19 protein-coding genes are annotated in these 16,985 nt (G+C 39.9%); 15 read left to right on the plus strand and 4 right to left on the minus strand.

Annotated elements, in window-relative coordinates:
- Nucleotides 1–221 precede the first annotated feature (221 nt).
- From PBF_RS12370 to PBF_RS12390, 5 genes are all read left to right on the plus strand, one after another.
- Nucleotides 222–1,250, plus strand: coding sequence for a helix-turn-helix domain-containing protein (locus PBF_RS12370; RefSeq protein WP_235192250.1), 1,029 nt, complete (start codon nucleotides 222–224; stop codon nucleotides 1,248–1,250).
- Complete coding sequence (locus PBF_RS12375; protein WP_035330107.1) at nucleotides 1,247–2,746, plus strand: RecQ family ATP-dependent DNA helicase; 1,500 nt, start codon at nucleotides 1,247–1,249, stop codon at nucleotides 2,744–2,746. Before PBF_RS12370 ends, PBF_RS12375 begins: the two co-directional genes overlap by 4 nt.
- 6 nt (nucleotides 2,747–2,752) lie before the next feature.
- Complete coding sequence (locus PBF_RS12380; protein ID WP_035330108.1) at nucleotides 2,753–3,364, plus strand: CPBP family intramembrane glutamic endopeptidase; 612 nt, start codon at nucleotides 2,753–2,755, stop codon at nucleotides 3,362–3,364.
- A 52-nt stretch (nucleotides 3,365–3,416) separates the two neighbouring features.
- A complete protein-coding gene (locus PBF_RS12385) occupies nucleotides 3,417–4,127 on the plus strand; it encodes a LysM peptidoglycan-binding domain-containing protein (RefSeq protein ID WP_035330109.1) in 711 nt (236 codons plus the stop codon).
- Nucleotides 4,128–4,213: 86 nt separating this feature from the next.
- Nucleotides 4,214–4,672 carry a YpbF family protein gene (locus tag PBF_RS12390; RefSeq protein WP_035330110.1) on the plus strand — a complete coding sequence of 153 codons (459 nt, stop codon included), beginning with the start codon at nucleotides 4,214–4,216 and terminating at the stop codon, nucleotides 4,670–4,672.
- A gap of 53 nt (nucleotides 4,673–4,725) precedes the next feature.
- On the opposite strand, the gene PBF_RS12395 is transcribed toward PBF_RS12390, so the two are convergent.
- From PBF_RS12395 to PBF_RS12405, 3 genes are all read right to left on the minus strand, one after another.
- Nucleotides 4,726–5,295, minus strand: a complete 570-nt coding sequence (locus PBF_RS12395) for a manganese catalase family protein (protein WP_035330111.1) — start codon at nucleotides 5,293–5,295, stop codon at nucleotides 4,726–4,728.
- Nucleotides 5,296–5,370: 75 nt separating this feature from the next.
- Complete coding sequence (locus PBF_RS12400; protein ID WP_035330112.1) at nucleotides 5,371–5,631, minus strand: spore coat protein CotJB; 261 nt, start codon at nucleotides 5,629–5,631, stop codon at nucleotides 5,371–5,373.
- Nucleotides 5,632–5,633: 2 nt separating this feature from the next.
- Nucleotides 5,634–5,858: a spore coat associated protein CotJA gene (locus PBF_RS12405; RefSeq protein ID WP_019380371.1), complete on the minus strand. Its 225-nt coding sequence runs from the start codon at nucleotides 5,856–5,858 to the stop codon at nucleotides 5,634–5,636.
- Nucleotides 5,859–6,005: 147 nt separating this feature from the next.
- On the opposite strand from PBF_RS12405, the gene PBF_RS12410 reads away from it, so the two are divergent.
- The 7 genes from PBF_RS12410 (at nucleotide 6,006) to PBF_RS12440 (ending at nucleotide 12,752) form a co-directional block, all read left to right on the plus strand.
- A complete protein-coding gene (locus PBF_RS12410; protein WP_035330113.1) occupies nucleotides 6,006–6,638 on the plus strand; it encodes a CBS domain-containing protein in 633 nt (210 codons plus the stop codon).
- A gap of 57 nt (nucleotides 6,639–6,695) precedes the next feature.
- Complete coding sequence (locus PBF_RS12415; protein ID WP_035330114.1) at nucleotides 6,696–7,100, plus strand: hypothetical protein; 405 nt, start codon at nucleotides 6,696–6,698, stop codon at nucleotides 7,098–7,100.
- Nucleotides 7,101–7,128: 28 nt separating this feature from the next.
- Complete coding sequence (locus PBF_RS12420) at nucleotides 7,129–7,917, plus strand: metallophosphoesterase (RefSeq protein ID WP_035330115.1); 789 nt, start codon at nucleotides 7,129–7,131, stop codon at nucleotides 7,915–7,917.
- A 136-nt stretch (nucleotides 7,918–8,053) separates the two neighbouring features.
- Nucleotides 8,054–8,959, plus strand: a complete 906-nt coding sequence (locus PBF_RS12425; protein ID WP_035330116.1) for a MerR family transcriptional regulator — start codon at nucleotides 8,054–8,056, stop codon at nucleotides 8,957–8,959.
- A 416-nt stretch (nucleotides 8,960–9,375) separates the two neighbouring features.
- A complete protein-coding gene (locus tag PBF_RS12430) occupies nucleotides 9,376–9,954 on the plus strand; it encodes a genetic competence negative regulator (protein ID WP_035330117.1) in 579 nt (192 codons plus the stop codon).
- A gap of 421 nt (nucleotides 9,955–10,375) precedes the next feature.
- Nucleotides 10,376–11,650 carry a Glu/Leu/Phe/Val family dehydrogenase gene (locus PBF_RS12435; protein WP_035330118.1) on the plus strand — a complete coding sequence of 425 codons (1,275 nt, stop codon included), beginning with the start codon at nucleotides 10,376–10,378 and terminating at the stop codon, nucleotides 11,648–11,650.
- A 121-nt stretch (nucleotides 11,651–11,771) separates the two neighbouring features.
- Nucleotides 11,772–12,752 (plus strand): YpdA family putative bacillithiol disulfide reductase, encoded by a 981-nt coding sequence (locus tag PBF_RS12440; protein WP_035330119.1) that lies wholly within the window; start codon nucleotides 11,772–11,774, stop codon nucleotides 12,750–12,752.
- 22 nt (nucleotides 12,753–12,774) lie between these two features.
- Here the strand turns inward: PBF_RS12440 and PBF_RS12445 are convergent, their stop codons facing one another.
- On the minus strand, nucleotides 12,775–13,743 hold the full coding sequence (locus tag PBF_RS12445) for an asparaginase (RefSeq protein WP_035330120.1): 969 nt from the start codon (nucleotides 13,741–13,743) through the stop codon (nucleotides 12,775–12,777).
- Nucleotides 13,744–13,869: 126 nt separating this feature from the next.
- On the opposite strand from PBF_RS12445, the gene prsW reads away from it, so the two are divergent.
- The 3 genes from prsW (at nucleotide 13,870) to ypeB (ending at nucleotide 16,879) form a co-directional block, all read left to right on the plus strand.
- Nucleotides 13,870–14,559 carry a glutamic-type intramembrane protease PrsW gene (prsW, locus tag PBF_RS12450; RefSeq protein WP_035330121.1) on the plus strand — a complete coding sequence of 230 codons (690 nt, stop codon included), beginning with the start codon at nucleotides 13,870–13,872 and terminating at the stop codon, nucleotides 14,557–14,559.
- Nucleotides 14,560–14,678: 119 nt separating this feature from the next.
- Nucleotides 14,679–15,515: a spore cortex-lytic enzyme gene (gene sleB, locus PBF_RS12455; RefSeq protein WP_035330122.1), complete on the plus strand. Its 837-nt coding sequence runs from the start codon at nucleotides 14,679–14,681 to the stop codon at nucleotides 15,513–15,515.
- A gap of 14 nt (nucleotides 15,516–15,529) precedes the next feature.
- Nucleotides 15,530–16,879 (plus strand): germination protein YpeB, encoded by a 1,350-nt coding sequence (gene ypeB, locus PBF_RS12460; protein ID WP_035330123.1) that lies wholly within the window; start codon nucleotides 15,530–15,532, stop codon nucleotides 16,877–16,879.
- Nucleotides 16,880–16,985: the final 106 nt, after the last annotated feature.

Genomic DNA, 16,985 nt, shown 5'->3' on the forward strand with positions numbered 1-16,985 from the left:
CTATTGTAAAACTGTATGTTCAACTTTTCAATAGAAAATGTATTGAGAATGCTTATCAGATAAGGGTTTAGGCATAATTTACCCTGTTAGAAATAATTAAAACGGCCTGCTGATTTCTTTCATGATAAAATAGATGTAAGAAAATGAAGGTAATGAAAAAAGAAAAAATCTTAAGCCATAAGGTGAACATAATGCATAGATCTTATTTGAAGACTGTAATAATGTACTGTGTTAATGAGCTGCAGGGACAAAGAACTATATATTCCATTTTACATTTGCTGAATGGAAAAAAGTCTTCCCAGACCATCCAAGATGCTCATTTATTTCAATTAACCCCGCTTTTTCGTTCATTTGGAAATTTAAGCAGGGGAGTTCTGGAGCATCTTGCAGAAGAAATCATAAACAGCAGCTGGATGACTGCAATTGATGAAAAGCATTATATTTTGACTGCAGAAGGGAAGAGAGAACTGGAAAGATCTCTTTTAGAATGTCCAATACCTTCTTCATTAAACGGATGGCTGTATCATAGTACAGGTGAATTGTTTTGGGAGAGGATTACTCTTTTAATTCAGGTAATATCACATTTAAATTATAACAATGTAAAATACCTTCCTATTCAAAGAAAAAGAGATGTTCATGAATGGCTGAAAGACTTTCTGAGAACATCCGGGTTTGCCCGCAATGAAGTTGGGGTTATGCTGTACAGGGAACTTGGCCAGTGCCTCGAAAAGCTAAGTGAAATAAATCCTGCTGTGCTGACATTGAGGCTGACAGGCTATAACCGTATTGGCCTCACAGCTGTTCAGGCTTCAGAACAGCTCGGAATCAGTCAAGATTATTACCACCACCAGTTCCTTGGAGCTATTCATCATATACTGGCAAGCGTAAGAGAGAATTCTGCCGAATATCCGCTTATCAATAAGATCGTGAGCGGTGCAGGAAATGCAGTTCAGTTAACATTGTCTGCCCAAAAGACTTACACACTGTTAAAACAGGGACTGGATTTGGATGATATAGCTAAAATTAGAAGATTGAAAAAAAGTACTATTGAGGATCATGTTGTGGAAGTAGCGTTAAACGACGGAGGCTTTAATATTACTCGGTATGTCTCGGAGGAGAAACAGAAACTGATTCTTCATGCAGCCAGCAGTGCTGATTCATTGCAATTAAAACAAATACGTCAAATAGTGCCTGAATCCGATTATTTTGAAATCAGATTAGTAATGGCAAAGCTTGGAGAGAGACAATGACACTGGAAGCATTATTGCAAAGCAAATTTGGATATCCTGCATTCAGACCGGGACAAAAGGAAATCATTGAATCCGTGCTCGCAGGCAGAAATACTGTTGCCATGCTGCCTACAGGTACAGGTAAATCCCTTTGTTATCAGCTGCCGGGATATATGATTGAAGGCCAGGTGATTATTATTTCTCCTTTGCTGTCCTTAATGCAGGATCAGGCTGAACAGCTTATGATGAATGGGGAGAAAAAGGTAATAGCATTCAATTCTTTTTTAACCCGATCAGAAAAAAGACAGGCATTAATTAACCTGAATCAGTATAAGTTTATCTTTATTTCACCCGAAATGCTTTATTATGAATCAGTACTATCTCAGTTGAAGAAATTGCGCATCGCTTTGTTTGTTGTTGATGAGGCTCATTGCATCTCCCAATGGGGATATGATTTCAGGCCTGATTATCTAAAGCTTGGCGAAGTGAGACAAAAGATAGGGAACCCGGTTACACTCGCTTTAACTGCCACAGCTACCCGTGAGGTTAAAGCTGATATAAAAAAGTCACTCGGCATACTGGACTGCAGCGAATTTATTTACTCCGTTGATCGTCCTAATATAGCACTGACTGTAGAAATGACAGATAATTTCCGTGTGAAAACAGAGAGGCTTGTGGAGCTTGCTGAGAGCCTTGAGGGTCCGGGCATTATATATTTTTCCAGCAAAAAAATGGCTGAGCAATCAGCGGATCTGCTGAGGGAAAAAGGAGCTAAAAGAGTGATGGCTTATCATGGAGGAATGGACCAGGAAAGCCGCATCCTTGTGCAGCAGCAGTTTATCCACGGGCAGCTCGATCTTATTTGCGCTACAAGCGCCTTTGGCATGGGAATTAATAAAGATAATATCAGGTATGTGATACACTTTCATATGCCTCTTCAGATTGAATCTTATTTGCAGGAAATTGGACGGGCGGGGAGAGATGGAAAACAAAGTATAGCTATTATGCTTTATGCACCAGGTGATGAGCAGCTTCCCATCCAAATTGCAGAAAATGAATTTCCTGACAAGTCTCAAATTGATTGGATCAGCGACTGGATGGAAGAAAACCCGAATTCAATCCTGAATGTAGGTGCTTATGAAGAGCAAATTAAGCAGCGTTCCGGTTTAACAGATATTCAGTGGAGAATATTTAATGATTTTTTTGAACGGAAAATCAAATCTGGTATGGGTTATAAAAGGATTCTGCAGGAAATGAATGGGTACTGTGAAGACAGAATCAAATTGAAAAGAAATAGCATTGAGGAAGTATACAAGTGGATACACAAGAAAAATTGCCGGAGAGAGAATATACTTTCCTGCTTTGATGAGGAAAAAAATTCCTCAGTTCAATTCTGCTGTGATAGATGCGGTTTGCAATTTGAAAATTTTATAAGAAACACAAAATCAGATAATCAGGATAGAACGCTTTATGATTGGAGAAATCATTTAGAATATCTCCTGATTCCAGGTGAGTGAACCAAAATGAAGAAAAGATACGAGGACATCATTAAGGAATTGACTGACAAGGAACTATTATTCCATCTTTATCTAACTCAGGTGCTTATTTTAGCTATTGCATTCATCCTATGTATTATATTGTTTAACAGCTTTAAGGAATTCCAGGCTCTTTTTGTACTTGATGATATTAATATTCTTGTCTTTGGAGCAGCGGCAGGATTGGCTGTTGTCCTGATTGATTTTGTCTTGATGAAGGTCCTCCCTGAGGAATTGTATGATGACGGAGGGTTAAATAAGAAAATCTTTCAAAACCGCCATATTCTTCATATTGCTTTTATTGCAGCAGTTGTGGCTATAAGCGAAGAACTTCTGTTCAGGGGTGTCATTCAGACCCATTTTGGACTTGCGATCTCAAGTTTTATTTTTGCGCTTGTTCATTATCGATATCTTTTTAATTGGTTTTTGTTTGTAAATATTATTACATTAAGCTTTTTTATAGGTTATATTTATCATATAACCAATAATTTGCTTGTACCGATTGTTATGCATTTCCTGATTGATTTTCTTCTGGGTATTCTTATTCGAAAACAGTACCTGAAAAAATCTAAAGAGGAAAATGCAATGAACAATAGTTAACACCAGCGTCAAATTAACTTCTTATGATTTTTTTTACAGGAAGGGATGAAACATGAATAAAGAGGACCCTTATAGAGATCAAGCTGAAAGACTCCGCAAGAGGATTGACAGAAAACAGGAAACGGGAGACAGCGGGCAAAAATCCGCTTTGCCGCCGCGGAGCCGAATACATCAGGAAAAAAGAAAAAAAAATAAATGGAGAGTTAAATACCCTGTTATTCGCCTGCTGGCTTTATTTTTTATCCTGCTCCCGATTACCATTTTCAGTATTTATCAATATGTAAACAGTGATAAAAGCATCAATACCGGGTTAAATGCAGAATCCGAAGAAATTGGTTCTGAAACGGTCGTTTTTGCCACAAATGATAAAGATGAAGTGACGACCATAGAAGTAAGAGAAGAGCAGGAAACTGAAAAAGCTGAAAAGACACAAGAGAAAGAAGCTGTCAGCGACCAGCAGGAAAAACAGGATCTCCAAAAGTCTGATGCAGAAGATAAAGGTTCTGAACCCGCTTCCGATAAACCGGCCAACCAAACAGCTTCTGAAAGTACTGACTCTTCGAGAACAACCGAAACACAGGAAGAATTAAAAAAGGAAGGCAAAGTTGTCTACCATACGGTTAAACCAAAGGAAACAATCTTTCGAATTGCCATGACCTATTATCAATCCCAGTCAGGAATTGAAATAATAAAGCAAGCCAACAATTTGCCGTCAAATGAAATACAAACGGGCCAGGTATTAAAAATCCCGCTTGAGCAATAAAAGAGTATAAGGCCTTCTGCGCCTTTTCTCCCAGTCATAGAATAATGTACAGGCTCATACATTATTATGAAAGGGAGGGAGCGTTTTTGGAATCGCCGATTAGAATGCTTGACGAACGTACAGACCAGGCAACAAGGAAAATGCTTGAGAAAGTAGTAGAGAGAAAACAAAAGTTTGATCGATTCAAGTCCTGGCATTTAATTGCCATGTGGACGACCGTTTTTATATCTTTCTTTTTCTTATTTTATCTTTATAAGAGTGTTATGCAGCCATACTCTTACTCGTTTGCATCCATGTTTTCGGCTTTTGTCAATCAGTCTGCTAATTTCTATTTACTCGTTTTTACGGTTGGCCTTTATGGGCTTATGAATCTTCTGAGAGAAAAAAGAGAGAAAGCTGAAAAAGAATTTCATGCTCTAAGGTGCGAAATAATTGATAAGAGCAAAGATCTCTGGAAAAAGGAAGATGAATGGAAAAATCGCCATACTGTTTTCGAAATGATGAAAAAAAATTATGATATAAATCTTTATCATGAGAACAAATGAAACATCAGCAAATGGAAAAAGAAGCAGCCTGCCTGCTTCTTTTTGTTAAGTATTTAGAAGAATTTCTTCTTATCCCGTTCTTCCTTTAGGATCTCAACTGCTTCTCTGAAGCGCTGGGAATGAATGATCTCTCTTTCTCTTAAAAACCGGAGGCCGTCATTTAGATCCGGGTCATCACTTAAATTTATAATCCACTGATAGGTTGCCCTTGCTTTCTCTTCTGCGGCGATGTCTTCGTATAAATCTGCTATTGGGTCGCCTTTTGCCTGGATATAAGAAGCTGTCCAAGGCACACCTGCAGCATTATGATAAAACAGTGCATTATCATGGTTAGCATAATGGGCATCCAGGCCGGCAGCCTTCATTTGATCAGGCGTAGCATCCTTCGTTAATTTGTAAATCATTGTAGCGATCATTTCCAGATGGGCAAACTCCTCAGTTCCAATATCTGTTAGAAGTCCGATGACCTTATCCGGAATAGTATAGCGCTGATTCAAATATCTTAGGGCAGCAGCAAGTTCACCGTCCGCTCCCCCATATTGTTCAATTAGATACTTTGCCAGTTTGGGATTGCATGTGCTTACCCTCACCGGATATTGCAGCTTCTTTTCATAAACCCACATTTTTTCTCAGCCCCCTTCGGAAGTCCGCTAATCTATTGAGCGCCTTCATGCAAGAAGGCGCCTGTGAGCCAAAATTTATACTTGCCAAGGCCACGGGGCATCATCCCAATTCCATGGCTGACCGGAATAGCTGTGTCCAAATTGCATTAATGGACCATACTTGCTCTCGATGGCATTTCTCAGTTTTTTTCGTTCTTTTGCATAGTGATTGAATTGCTTAATGGCTTCAGTATCATTGTTATGGGTGTCAAGGTATAGAGTCAGATCAACAAGGACAAAATCCACAGCCTGAAGCTGTTCAAGAAGCTGATAGTAATCTGCCGGCAATTGTTTCATGGCTATTGTCCCTCCCTGGCTTTTTCATAGGGACTGTACCACGGATCATAGAAAGCTTTCCAAAGCGTTCCTGCTCTTAAAGCCTCCATTGGAGTAAATTGTTCAAGTCCTGGCGGCTGAAATCCCATATATAGATTTGGAGGAGTGGAATAGGTTTTGACCTTTATCGGGGTGCATGGGTCAAAAGGGCTTACATATGGGTGCCAGGTTTTACGGAGTGTATTCATCATAATCCCTCCTTTTTATGCGTCATTGAAACTTATGAGACGCATGGTGTTTTTATGATTGTTTACTCCAATAAAAAGAGGGAAAAGTTGAGGCAATAGCGAAATTAAATGTTAGGTCTAATTAATATTACTCTTGAGGTGATGGCAATGTTTGTGAAAAGTATTATGATCCCCAAACATAACTGTAAAACAATCGGACAGGATGCGGTTTTGAAAGAAGCTTTGGCTTTGCTTGAGAACAACCAGATCGATGGACTTCCCGTGTTGGATGGCGATCAATATGCCGGTATAATTACCAGATTTGGAATATACGAGAACTTCTTTTTGTCAGGGAAATCTAAGGAAGATTTTCTAGAAGGAACACTAGTAAAGGATATTGCCACACACCAGGAGCAATATTTAGAGGGAAATGAAATTTTTGAAAAAACACTGCTGGATTTAAAGGATTTTCCTTTACTTGCTGTCTTGGGCGATAACCGCAAATTTCTGGGCATCGTTACTCGCTTTGATGTTCTGGCTCAATTCCAATCTGCTTTCGGAACTAATAAACCCGGTGTCAGGATTGCATTTACCTCTGTTGAAGCGGAAGGGCGAATTGCCCGTCTGGCAGAAATCGCACATTATTTCCATGAACAAATCATATCTCTTGTTACTTTTGATGAAACAGACAAGCTGGTCCGCCGCATCGTAATGAAAGTGGAGAAAAATGATAATATGGATAAGTTCATCAGCCGGCTTGAGAAATCCGGTTTCCGTGTTCTGGATATTTCAGAAGATTAATGTATATAGTCAACAAAATAAATCCTTCTCATACACTCTGTATGGGAGGGGTTTTTAGTGTTTGTTATTTTGCTGAAGCTGGTGACAGGCTTTATTGGCGGCATTTTATTTATTAAATTTTTTCCGGTGTCTATTCCAATGGGCATTTCAGAAATGATTGTTATTTTTGTGCTCGAGCCGGCAGGATTTGTCGTGGGGATGACTTTTTTTCTTATCTCCTTTATAGCCAACGCAGAAATCATTAGGACGATCATCGAGTGGACTGCCGAAATTATTAAAAATATCAAGTCATCGAAAAATAGCAATGCTTTGTTTGGGACTGTGCTGATATTGTTGCTTATGGGATGCTTTTTTACTTTGTCAGTCCTTTCGCCATGGGAGGCATTTGCCCTTTTCTGTTTTTCGGCAATCTATGGTATTATTTCTTTAGATTTCAAGAAAATCAATTTTGCTGAAGACTGATTTAAGGCGATTGATGGCAGGAGGATTTATGATATACTTAATAGCTTTAGCCTTAATTGGCGGTATGGGTTTACTAATGTTTATGCTTAGGGAGGCATTTGCAGATAGAATTATATATAAAGAGCTTTCGTTTCCTGAATTTCCGGAAAGCTTTGGTGAAGTAAAGCTTTTTTTTATTTCGGATATTCATAGGAGGACAGTATCAGAAACCATAATCGGGGAGATAAAAGGGAAGAAGCCTGATCTGGTGATTATCGGCGGCGATCTCTTGGAAAAAGGAGTCCCTTTTGATAGAGTAAAGAAAAACCTGCTTGGTTTGAAGGAATGCGGGCCTGTCTATTTCGTGTGGGGGAACAATGATTATGAAGCGGATTATCATCAGCTCGATGCCCTTCTTCTCGAATGTGGGGTTAAAATTCTTGATAACACAGCTCTTTCCTTTGAATCAGATGAAGGAGAGCGTTTTATTTTGCTGGGAACAGATGATCTCAGCAAAGAGAGGGATCGGCTCGACCTTGCACTTGAGGATGCAGGTTCAGGGGGATTTCGGGTTCTCGTCAGCCATGATCCAAGAATCACTAACAGTATAGAAAAAGAACAAAATATACACCTTGTCTTAAGCGGGCACACGCATGGCGGGCAAATACATATTTTCGGTTATAGCCCATATGAAAAAGGGCGGATAAAAGAGCTGCCGCAAACAACAATTCTGATCAGCAACGGCTATGGAACGACTGGTGTGCCTTTAAGGCTGGGGGCGAAGTCTGAAACTCACTTCATCACCTTAAAAAAAGCTGATATCGAGGCTGCACAATAAAAACACATCCAGATTTTACAATTCTTACAGCCGTTTTTATACTTTTTAAGTAGAGATAAATTCTGAAATTAGTCGCTGTCCAGCTGGCTCGCGGGCATGGCGATTTGCGAATTAGCATTGAAGGGAGGGCTTTAGCATGGCGACTGAAGAAGGTAAATATAATATCAAGGCTGTTTCTAAGATGCTCGGCATTCAGCCAGGAACCTTAAGAGCATGGGAAAGGCGGTATCAAATCGTTGCCCCAAAGAGAAATGAATCCGGCCATAGACTATACACCGAAGAGCATATCAAAATATTAAAATGGCTGATCAGGAAAGTGGATCAGGGCTTTTCCATCAGCCAGGCTGTTTCCCTTCTGGAGAACAAGGAATTAAATGCCGAGCCGCTTCAGATGGATAAGGAAGGAGACCGGTCGGGTGCCCTCGCCAATGAGCTGCTTGAAGCTCTTCTTCATTTTAATGAATCGAAAGCGCATGATTTGATTAATCAGGCTTTTAGTTTTTACACAATAGATAAAGTCCTAATTGATATATTAGGCTCTCTTTTAGTGAAAATCGGACACCAATGGGAAGAAGGGAAAATAACCAGTGCTCATGAGCATTTTGCCTCGTCCATATTAAGATCAAGAATAGGGATGATTTTGCATTCCTTTCCTCATAACGGGGTTCTGCCAAAGGTGGTCGCAGTTTGCGGACCTGGAGAAGCTCACGAATTAGGGCTTTTAATTTTTACGTTATTTCTGCGCAGAAGAGGATTTGAGGTTGTTTACCTTGGGACAAGCATTGCAGATGAAGATATTGACACTGTAATTGGAGTGGTTAAACCCAAGTTTTTATTCCTATCCTGTACATTGAAGTCCAACGTGCCGGAAACCCTTAAACTTTCAGAGAGACTTACCGAGTCTTATGGAAATCTGCATGTAGGCATTGGGGGATTCGGAATTGATTCCCTTGGCAGCGAAGAAAAAATGAAGTATGAACAGTTTATACCCGGCAGTTCTCCGCAAGAATGGGAAGAATGGATTAAAGAACGGCTCTTATAACAAAAGATCTGGCGGTTAATTGCCGGGTCTTTTCTTTTGGCTGTTTTCGTAAAGTTTGTTGCTTTTTCATGGCTTAGTTTAATTTGCTGAGTTGATCTTCGCTGTGGGCACTTGATCCTCGAAAATGCTGACGCATTTCCTTCGTGCGGTGTTCATTCGAGGAAGCTTATCCAATGTCCTGCGGGAGGAGAGGGAAGTGTGAGACCCCGCAGGCGAAGCCGAGGACGCTCGCATTCCTCCCCGCGGGTTCGCTGCGTGCCTGCAGCGGAAATCAACGGGCAGAATTCATAAACAAAAAACAACTATCTTTGAAAAAAGAGCCTTTCTTTTTTTAGTCACAGAAAAAAGACGACTCACAAACTAAGCAATATTTCATACACTAAACCAAAGAGTTGGTTCAGGTCAGGGGGCTTATAATGCGCTTAGAACGTTTGAATTATAATAAAATCAAAATCTTTCTCACTTTAGATGACTTGAATGATAGGGGACTGACTAAGGAAGATGTCCTGAAGGATTCATTAAAATGGCATCAGCTTTTTCATGAAATGCTGGAAGAGGCAAGTGAAGAATTTGGTGTAGACATTCATGGCTCAGTTGCAGTGGAGATATTCTCCATGCAGGCACAAGGAATGGTGATGATTGTTACGATGGAGGAGCAGATGGATGAAGAGCTCCTTGAGGATGGTTTTATTGAAATGCAGGTAACTGTTGATGGCAGTGAAGATATATTATTCGAATTCCGGGATTTTGAAGATGTAATTCAAATGGCAAAAAGTCTGAACAGCGTGCAGATGGAGGAAGGCAGCCTATACTGTTATAAGGAAAAGTATTTTTTTCATGCAAGAGATTTAGATGGAGAAAATATTCATCGGGTAATTGCCATATTAGCTGAGTACGGTGATTCAGCTTTTACAAGCATTCACGTTATTCAGGAATATGGGAAAGTGCTTATCGAGAACAGCGCTGTAAAAAAGCTGATGGAATATTTCTCGTAAAGTGGAAGAGGGGATTCAACCTCTTTTTTTTATGAAGGTCGCTCTTTTGCCAGATATCAAATAAATTAGCATACATGGATAATAATAGTGAAACACCGAATCTGGATTAATAGCTCATGAATTATATAAGTATTGGGTAAACCAAATATAGTTAAACAGCTGCAATAATATTATTTATAAGGCATTGTTCTTTTAAAAAACAGCAAAAGAAAATAGGATGTTTCTTTTGTACTCCAGCGGGAAAAGAAGTACTGGGAGAATACAGAAAATTCCCTTTAATACCAGCGCTGATAGCGTTTTCATGAAAATATCAAAAAATGCGGAAAAGTGCATTATTCTTCTTGCATAAATTAGGCAAAGGTGTATACTATTCCATGGAAGCGGACAACTAATGAAAGTGATTTTTCTAGGAGGTTTACAAATGGTAGCCGAGAAAGGTACTGATTCAAATAAAGCTGAAAAATTGGACGTTTTAAGGTCGACTCAAACGGTCATACATAAGGCTTTAGGGAAGCTGGGATATTCTGATGAGGTGTATGAGCTTCTAAAAGAGCCAATTCGCATGATGACAGTGAAAATTCCTGTACGGATGGATGACGGAACAGTAAAAGTCTTTACTGGCTACCGGGCCCAGCATAATGATGCTGTTGGTCCTACTAAAGGCGGTATTCGTTTTCACCCGAATGTAACTGAAAAGGAAGTAAAGGCACTGTCGATTTGGATGAGCTTAAAATGCGGAATTGTTGATCTTCCATATGGCGGAGGTAAAGGCGGAATCGTTTGTGACCCTCGCGATATGTCCTTCGGTGAGTTAGAACGGCTAAGCCGCGGATATGTTCGGGCAATCAGTCAAATTGTGGGACCTACTAAGGATATTCCTGCGCCAGATGTATTTACCAATTCTCAGATAATGGCATGGATGATGGATGAATACAGCCGGATTGATGAATTTAATTCCCCAGGCTTTATTACCGGTAAACCACTTGTACTTGGAGGTTCACATGGACGGGAGTCAGCAACAGCTAAAGGGGTTACAATATGCATTCGGGAAGCTGCCAAGAAAAAAGGCATTAATCTTGAAGGTGCAAGAGTTGTTGTTCAGGGATTCGGAAACGCTGGAAGTTTCCTCTCAAAGTTTATGCATGATGCCGGTGCGAGGGTTGTTGGTATTTCAGATGCTTATGGCGGTTTATATGATCCAAACGGCCTTGATATAGATTACCTCTTAGATCGCCGTGACAGCTTCGGCACTGTGACAAAATTGTTTAATGATACAATTTCAAATAAAGAGCTTCTTGAACTTGATTGCGATATTCTGGTCCCGGCAGCCATAGAAAACCAGATAACTGAAGAAAATGCACATAATATAAGAGCAGGCATTGTGGTGGAGGCGGCTAACGGCCCAACTACTTTGGAAGCAACACGGATCCTGTCTGAACGGGGAATCCTGCTTGTTCCTGATGTACTGGCTTCTGCCGGCGGTGTAACAGTATCCTATTTCGAATGGGTTCAAAATAACCAGGGTTATTACTGGACTGAAGAAGAAGTAGAAGAAAAGCTTGAGAAAGTCATGGTTAAATCATTCGATAATATCTATCAGACATCCCAGACCCGCCGTGTCGATATGCGTCTGGCTGCCTATATGGTAGGTGTCAGAAAAATGGCGGAAGCTTCAAGATTCCGCGGATGGATTTAACTGTAATCTTAAAAGTAGAACATTTGAATAATCATAAGAAATCTCCTATCATAAACTGATGGGAGATTTTTTATAAACAACAGTATTGATATTTGTTTTTGGCATTTAAGGAGTGAGAATCTTGAATATAGACGCTATTATTGTTGGGGGAGGACCCTGCGGACTGGCAGCTGCCATTGCTCTTCAGGAAGCTGGTAAAACCCCCCTTGTTATCGAAAAGGGCAATATCGTAAACGCAATATACCACTACCCAACACACCAGACTTTCTTCAGCACTAGTGAAAAGCTCGAAATTGGCGGGGTTCCCTTCATAACGGAAAATTACAAGCCTAAGAGAAACCAGGCGCTAACGTATTACCGGGAAGTGGTGAAAAGAAAGAGTATTAAGATTAATGCATACGAAAAAGTTCTAAATGTAAAAAAAAATCAATCTAATTCATTTGAAGTACAAACTGATAAGGGGCATTATACCGCGGGTAACGTCATAATTGCTACCGGTTATTATGACAATCCCAATTACATGGGAATACCTGGCGAGGATCTTCCAAAGGTATTTCACTATTTCAAAGAAGCTCACCCATTTTTTGATAAAGACGTAGCGGTTATCGGCGGGAAAAACTCAAGCGTTGATGCTGCGATCGAACTGGTAAAAGCAGGAGCCAGAGTTACGGTGATCTATCGTGGAACAGAATATTCACCAAGCATAAAGCCATGGATTCTGCCTGAGTTTGAGGCTTTAGTGAGAAATGGCGTCATTAAAATGGAATTCAATGCACATGTGAAAGAAATCAGTGAAAATAAGCTATTATATACTGTGGATGGTAAAACTTTTACAATTAAGAACGATTTTGTGTTTGCCATGACTGGTTACCATCCTGACCATGGATTTTTAAGAAGTATGGGCATTCAAATTAATGACGAAACAGGGCGTCCGCAATTTAATCCTGAAACGATGGAAACAAATGTCCCTGGAATATTTATTGCAGGTGTGATAGCTGCCGGGAATAATGCCAACGAAATTTTTATTGAAAATGGGAGATTTCATGGCGGTCAAATAGCTAAAGCAATAATTGATAAAGAAAGCGGAAGCAGAAAAGGCTGATCACTTAAGATCAGCCTTTTAATTATATTTGAAAAATCTCTTCGATATTTTGCCGGGTTTCCAGTCCAATTAACAGTTTAATTCTGGCTTTTTGCCCATTAAGTCCATTTGAAAAAATAACACCCATGTCCTTGAGATGTTTTCCGCCTCCGTCATAACCATATACATCTTGTGCAATTCCATTGAAACAGCGGGAAACCAATACAATCGGAATGTTTTTTTCTGTAAGGGCTTTAATGCCCTCAATTGTAGCAGGAGGGAGATTACCTTGTCCAAGTGCTTCAATTACAACTCCATCGAAATCTAAATCTCCTATTGCATGAAGCAAAGCGGAATCCATTCCGGCAAAAGCTTTAATAAGTGTGACTTTTTTTACAATCGTATCCAAAGGATAGTATTCTCTATTTGTCGGCGTGTTATGGAATAATACACCTCTCTTTGTGACTATTCCGATTGGCCCATACTGAGGACTCTGGAAAGTTGAAACATTACTGGTATGTGTTTTTGTAACATTTTCTGCTGTATGGATTTCATCATTTAATACGACAAGGACCCCTTTGTCTTTTGCTTCTTCACAAGCAGCCACACGAATAGATGAAATTAGGTTGTAAAGTCCGTCTGAACCGATTTCATTACTCGATCTCATTGCACCTGTAACAACGATGGGAAGGGATGTTTTTACACTCAAATCCAAAAAGTAGGCTGTCTCTTCTAACGTATCTGTTCCATGGGTAATTACTACACCGCTTATCTCTTCCTTTGCAAGGCTGTTTTCAATGATTTCCTTTAATTTAAGCATTTCCTTTGGTGTTATATGCGGTGAAGGGAGGTGGAAAGGCTCTTCAACCAGTAATTCTGCAAGCGACAGAAGTTCCTTTGTTTTATCAGTTAATGGATTATTATCTGTTGGCTTTACGGCACCTGTTGCTGCATCCTCGCTCATTGAAATGGTGCCGCCTGTGTGTATAACAAGTATCTTTTTTTTCTCCATGTTAATCCCCCAATGTTTGCTTTAAAATATGAAGCGAAATATTTCTTTTCCAATATTTGAATAATCATTTTAATTCTTTCTATATCATGATACGATTAAGAAAACAGATTGAAAAGAGGACAGCTCATGCTGGGAATATTATCCGCTGGCATCGCGCCGGGACTGGCACTATTAAGTTATTTTTATTTAAAAGATCAATATGAGTCAGAACCCATATCGATGGTTTTTAAAACTTTTTTGTTTGGTGCTTTGCTCGTGTTCCCCATCATGTTCATCCAATATGTTTTAGAAGCTGAAGGGGTGCTGCAGTCCAGTTTAGCGGATGCATTTCTGTCATCAAGCATGCTGGAGGAATTCTTTAAATGGTTTATATTATTCTATACTATTTATCAGCATATAACCTTTGATGAACCATATGATGGAATTGTGTATGGTGCCTCGGTATCACTCGGCTTTGCTACTGCAGAAAATATCTTCTATCTCATCGGGCTAGGTGTGGAACACGCCCTTGGGAGGGCCTTGCTCCCGGTTTCCAGTCATGCTCTCTTTGGTGTTATCATGGGCTATTATATAGGAAAAGGAAAATTCTCGGCAACATCTACAAGAAAATGGATAGCCTTTTCACTTCTTATACCTTTTCTCCTTCACGGCATTTACGACTATATCCTTATTTCCCTAAAACATTGGATTTTTATCATGTTTCCATTTATGATCTTCCTTTGGTGGCTGGGCTTAAGAAAAGTTAAAAAAGCAAGGGCTCATAGCGTAAGGCATATGAATAATCAATTTGATATACAGAAAACTCTCCATTCCTGATGGAGGGTTTTTTTATTTGCCGGCAACCATAATAAATGATTCAAGTTATTGAATAAAAAGCCAGGGACTACAAAAAATAGGGTCAATGATAAAAGTTTGACTTTTGGAGGTTATAATCCATGAAAAAGAAATTTATGGCAGGAAAGGTTTTACTCATAATCTCCCTTTGTGTTCTGGGAATTCCATTGAGCGGGAATATGGAAAAAGCCAATGCCTTTTCAAATCAGGTGATTCAGCACGGGGCTGTAGGTGACGATGTAATAGAACTTCAATCCCGTCTGCAGTATTTAGGCTTTTACAACGGGAAGATCGATGGAGTCTTTGGGTGGGGAACCTATTGGGCACTTAGGAACTTCCAATATGAATTTGGACTTCCCATTGACGGGCTTGCAGGCCAGGAAACAAAAAACAAGCTCGCGAAAGCGTCTAAATATAATGAACAGTATGTGAAAGAACAAATCAATAAGGGCAATAAATTTACCCATTATGGCGGGGTGGAAACTGACAAGCAGACTAAGCCTCAGCAAGGGTCAACGGGGGGAACGGCACAGCAGCAGGAAGCTCCCAAACAGCCCACAGCTTCAAATGTGCCTAATGGATTCTCGGAAAATGATATTCAGCTGATGGCCAATGCAGTCTATGGAGAATCAAGAGGGGAACCGTATACAGGCCAGGTGGCAGTCGCTGCAGTTATCTTAAACCGTGTAAACAGTGCTTCATTCCCAAACACTGTTTCTGGTGTCATTTTTGAGCCTCGTGCTTTTACTGCCGTTGCCGATGGACAGATATGGCTAACGCCGAATGATACGGCAAAAAAGGCAGTGCTGGATGCGATTAATGGATGGGACCCGACAGGAGAGGCGCTGTATTACTTTAATCCGGATACTGCTACAAGCGGATGGATTTGGACACGGCCGCAAATCAAGCGGATTGGAAAACATATATTCTGTAAATAGAGGGGTGAATAATCATGCTTAGAGGAATTCTTATTGGAGTACTTGCGCTGGGTATTGCCGGTACAGCGTTTTGGGGTTATCAGGAACACCGGGAGAAAAATGCAATCCTCATTAATGCTGAAAATAACTATCAAAGAGCATTTCATGATTTAACTTATCAAGTCGACCTATTGCATGACAAAATCGGAACAACCTTAGCGATGAATTCGAGAGCTTCACTATCACCTGAATTGGCAGAAGTATGGAGATTGACTTCAGAAGCCCACTCGGACGTGGGCCAGCTGCCTCTAACACTTCTTCCTTTCAATAAAACCGAAGAGTTTCTATCCAATATCGGAGATTTCAGTTATCGGACAGCAGTAAGAGATTTAGAGAAGGAACCATTATCGGAAAAGGAATACCAAACTCTCAAACAGCTTTATAAGCAATCTGCGGATGTTCAGCAGGATTTGCGTAAAGTACAGCATATGGTTCTTGAGAAGAACTTAAGATGGATGGATGTGGAAATGGCTCTCGCGTCCAATAAAGAACCTGCAGATAATACAATCATAGATGGCTTTAAGACAGTGGAAAAAACAGTTGAAGGCTACGGAGAGACAGACTTTGGGCCTGCATTTGTAAATATGCAGAAAAAGGATGAAAACTACAAATATCTGAAGGGCAAAGAAATAACAGAAAAAGAAGCTGCACGTATTGGTCAGCATTATGCAGGTTTGGGGAAGAATGTGAATATCAGAGTAACGGAAAACGGCAAGGGGTCTGATTACGGGTTTTTCAGTGTGAGTATCCAAAACAAGAAAACAAATGAAGAAGCAAACATGGATATTACCAAAAAAGGCGGCTATCCAATCTGGTTTATCCTGGATCGGAAAGTGGCGAAACAAAAAGTAAGCCTTAATGAGGCAAGCAATAATGCAGTAAAATTTTTAAAGGACAATGGCTTTAAAGACCTTGATTTATTCGAGAGTGCCCAATATGACAATTTAGGTGTATTCACCTTCGTGTCGAATCAGGATGGTGTAAGAATTTATCCGGACTCCATTCGTGTGAAAATTGCCCTTGACAATGGCAGGATGACTGCTTTTTCTGCCGAAGATTATTTAAAATCTCATCACCAGCGTGAAATTACAGAACCTGCGATTACTGCAGAAGAGGCAAGATCCAAGTTGAATCCGCAGCTGAAAGTCATGGAAGACAGGCGTGCAATAATCATTAACGATTTGAATCAGGAAGTTTCCTGTTATGAATTTATGGGCACATTGGGTGAAGATACTTACAGGATTTATATAAATGCAGAAACAGGACAGGAAGAAAAAGTTGAAAAGCTTAAGAATGCAGAACCAGTATTTGAAGATGTAGTGTAGAGAAAGCCGGACAGGCTTTCTTTTTTTTAGATCTTTCTGCCTAAATAAAATAAAAATGTTATTGCAGGATTTTTATATAGCGTTCATAATTAAATGACAAGATTAT

Origin of the sequence: Cytobacillus firmus DS1 (assembly GCF_000565285.1) — a bacterium.
GTDB classification, from domain to species: domain Bacteria; phylum Bacillota; class Bacilli; order Bacillales; family Cytobacillaceae; genus Cytobacillus; species Cytobacillus firmus_A.

Bases quoted from the DNA above. Each gene is read 5' to 3' on its own strand.
- PBF_RS12370 (WP_235192250.1), top strand. From the start codon at position 222: ATGTACTGTGTTAATGAGCTGCAGGGACAAAGAACTATATATTCCATT.
- PBF_RS12375 (WP_035330107.1), top strand. From the start codon at position 1,247: ATGACACTGGAAGCATTATTGCAAAGCAAATTTGGATATCCTGCATTC.
- PBF_RS12380 (WP_035330108.1), top strand. From the start codon at position 2,753: ATGAAGAAAAGATACGAGGACATCATTAAGGAATTGACTGACAAGGAA.
- PBF_RS12385 (WP_035330109.1), top strand. From the start codon at position 3,417: ATGAATAAAGAGGACCCTTATAGAGATCAAGCTGAAAGACTCCGCAAG.
- PBF_RS12395 (WP_035330111.1), bottom strand. From the start codon at position 5,295: ATGTGGGTTTATGAAAAGAAGCTGCAATATCCGGTGAGGGTAAGCACA.
- PBF_RS12400 (WP_035330112.1), bottom strand. From the start codon at position 5,631: ATGAAACAATTGCCGGCAGATTACTATCAGCTTCTTGAACAGCTTCAG.
- PBF_RS12405 (WP_019380371.1), bottom strand. From the start codon at position 5,858: ATGAATACACTCCGTAAAACCTGGCACCCATATGTAAGCCCTTTTGAC.
- PBF_RS12410 (WP_035330113.1), top strand. From the start codon at position 6,006: ATGTTTGTGAAAAGTATTATGATCCCCAAACATAACTGTAAAACAATC.
- PBF_RS12420 (WP_035330115.1), top strand. From the start codon at position 7,129: ATGATATACTTAATAGCTTTAGCCTTAATTGGCGGTATGGGTTTACTA.
- PBF_RS12425 (WP_035330116.1), top strand. From the start codon at position 8,054: ATGGCGACTGAAGAAGGTAAATATAATATCAAGGCTGTTTCTAAGATG.
- PBF_RS12430 (WP_035330117.1), top strand. From the start codon at position 9,376: ATGCGCTTAGAACGTTTGAATTATAATAAAATCAAAATCTTTCTCACT.
- PBF_RS12435 (WP_035330118.1), top strand. From the start codon at position 10,376: ATGGTAGCCGAGAAAGGTACTGATTCAAATAAAGCTGAAAAATTGGAC.
- PBF_RS12445 (WP_035330120.1), bottom strand. From the start codon at position 13,743: ATGGAGAAAAAAAAGATACTTGTTATACACACAGGCGGCACCATTTCA.
- prsW (WP_035330121.1), top strand. From the start codon at position 13,870: ATGCTGGGAATATTATCCGCTGGCATCGCGCCGGGACTGGCACTATTA.
- sleB (WP_035330122.1), top strand. From the start codon at position 14,679: ATGAAAAAGAAATTTATGGCAGGAAAGGTTTTACTCATAATCTCCCTT.
- ypeB (WP_035330123.1), top strand. From the start codon at position 15,530: ATGCTTAGAGGAATTCTTATTGGAGTACTTGCGCTGGGTATTGCCGGT.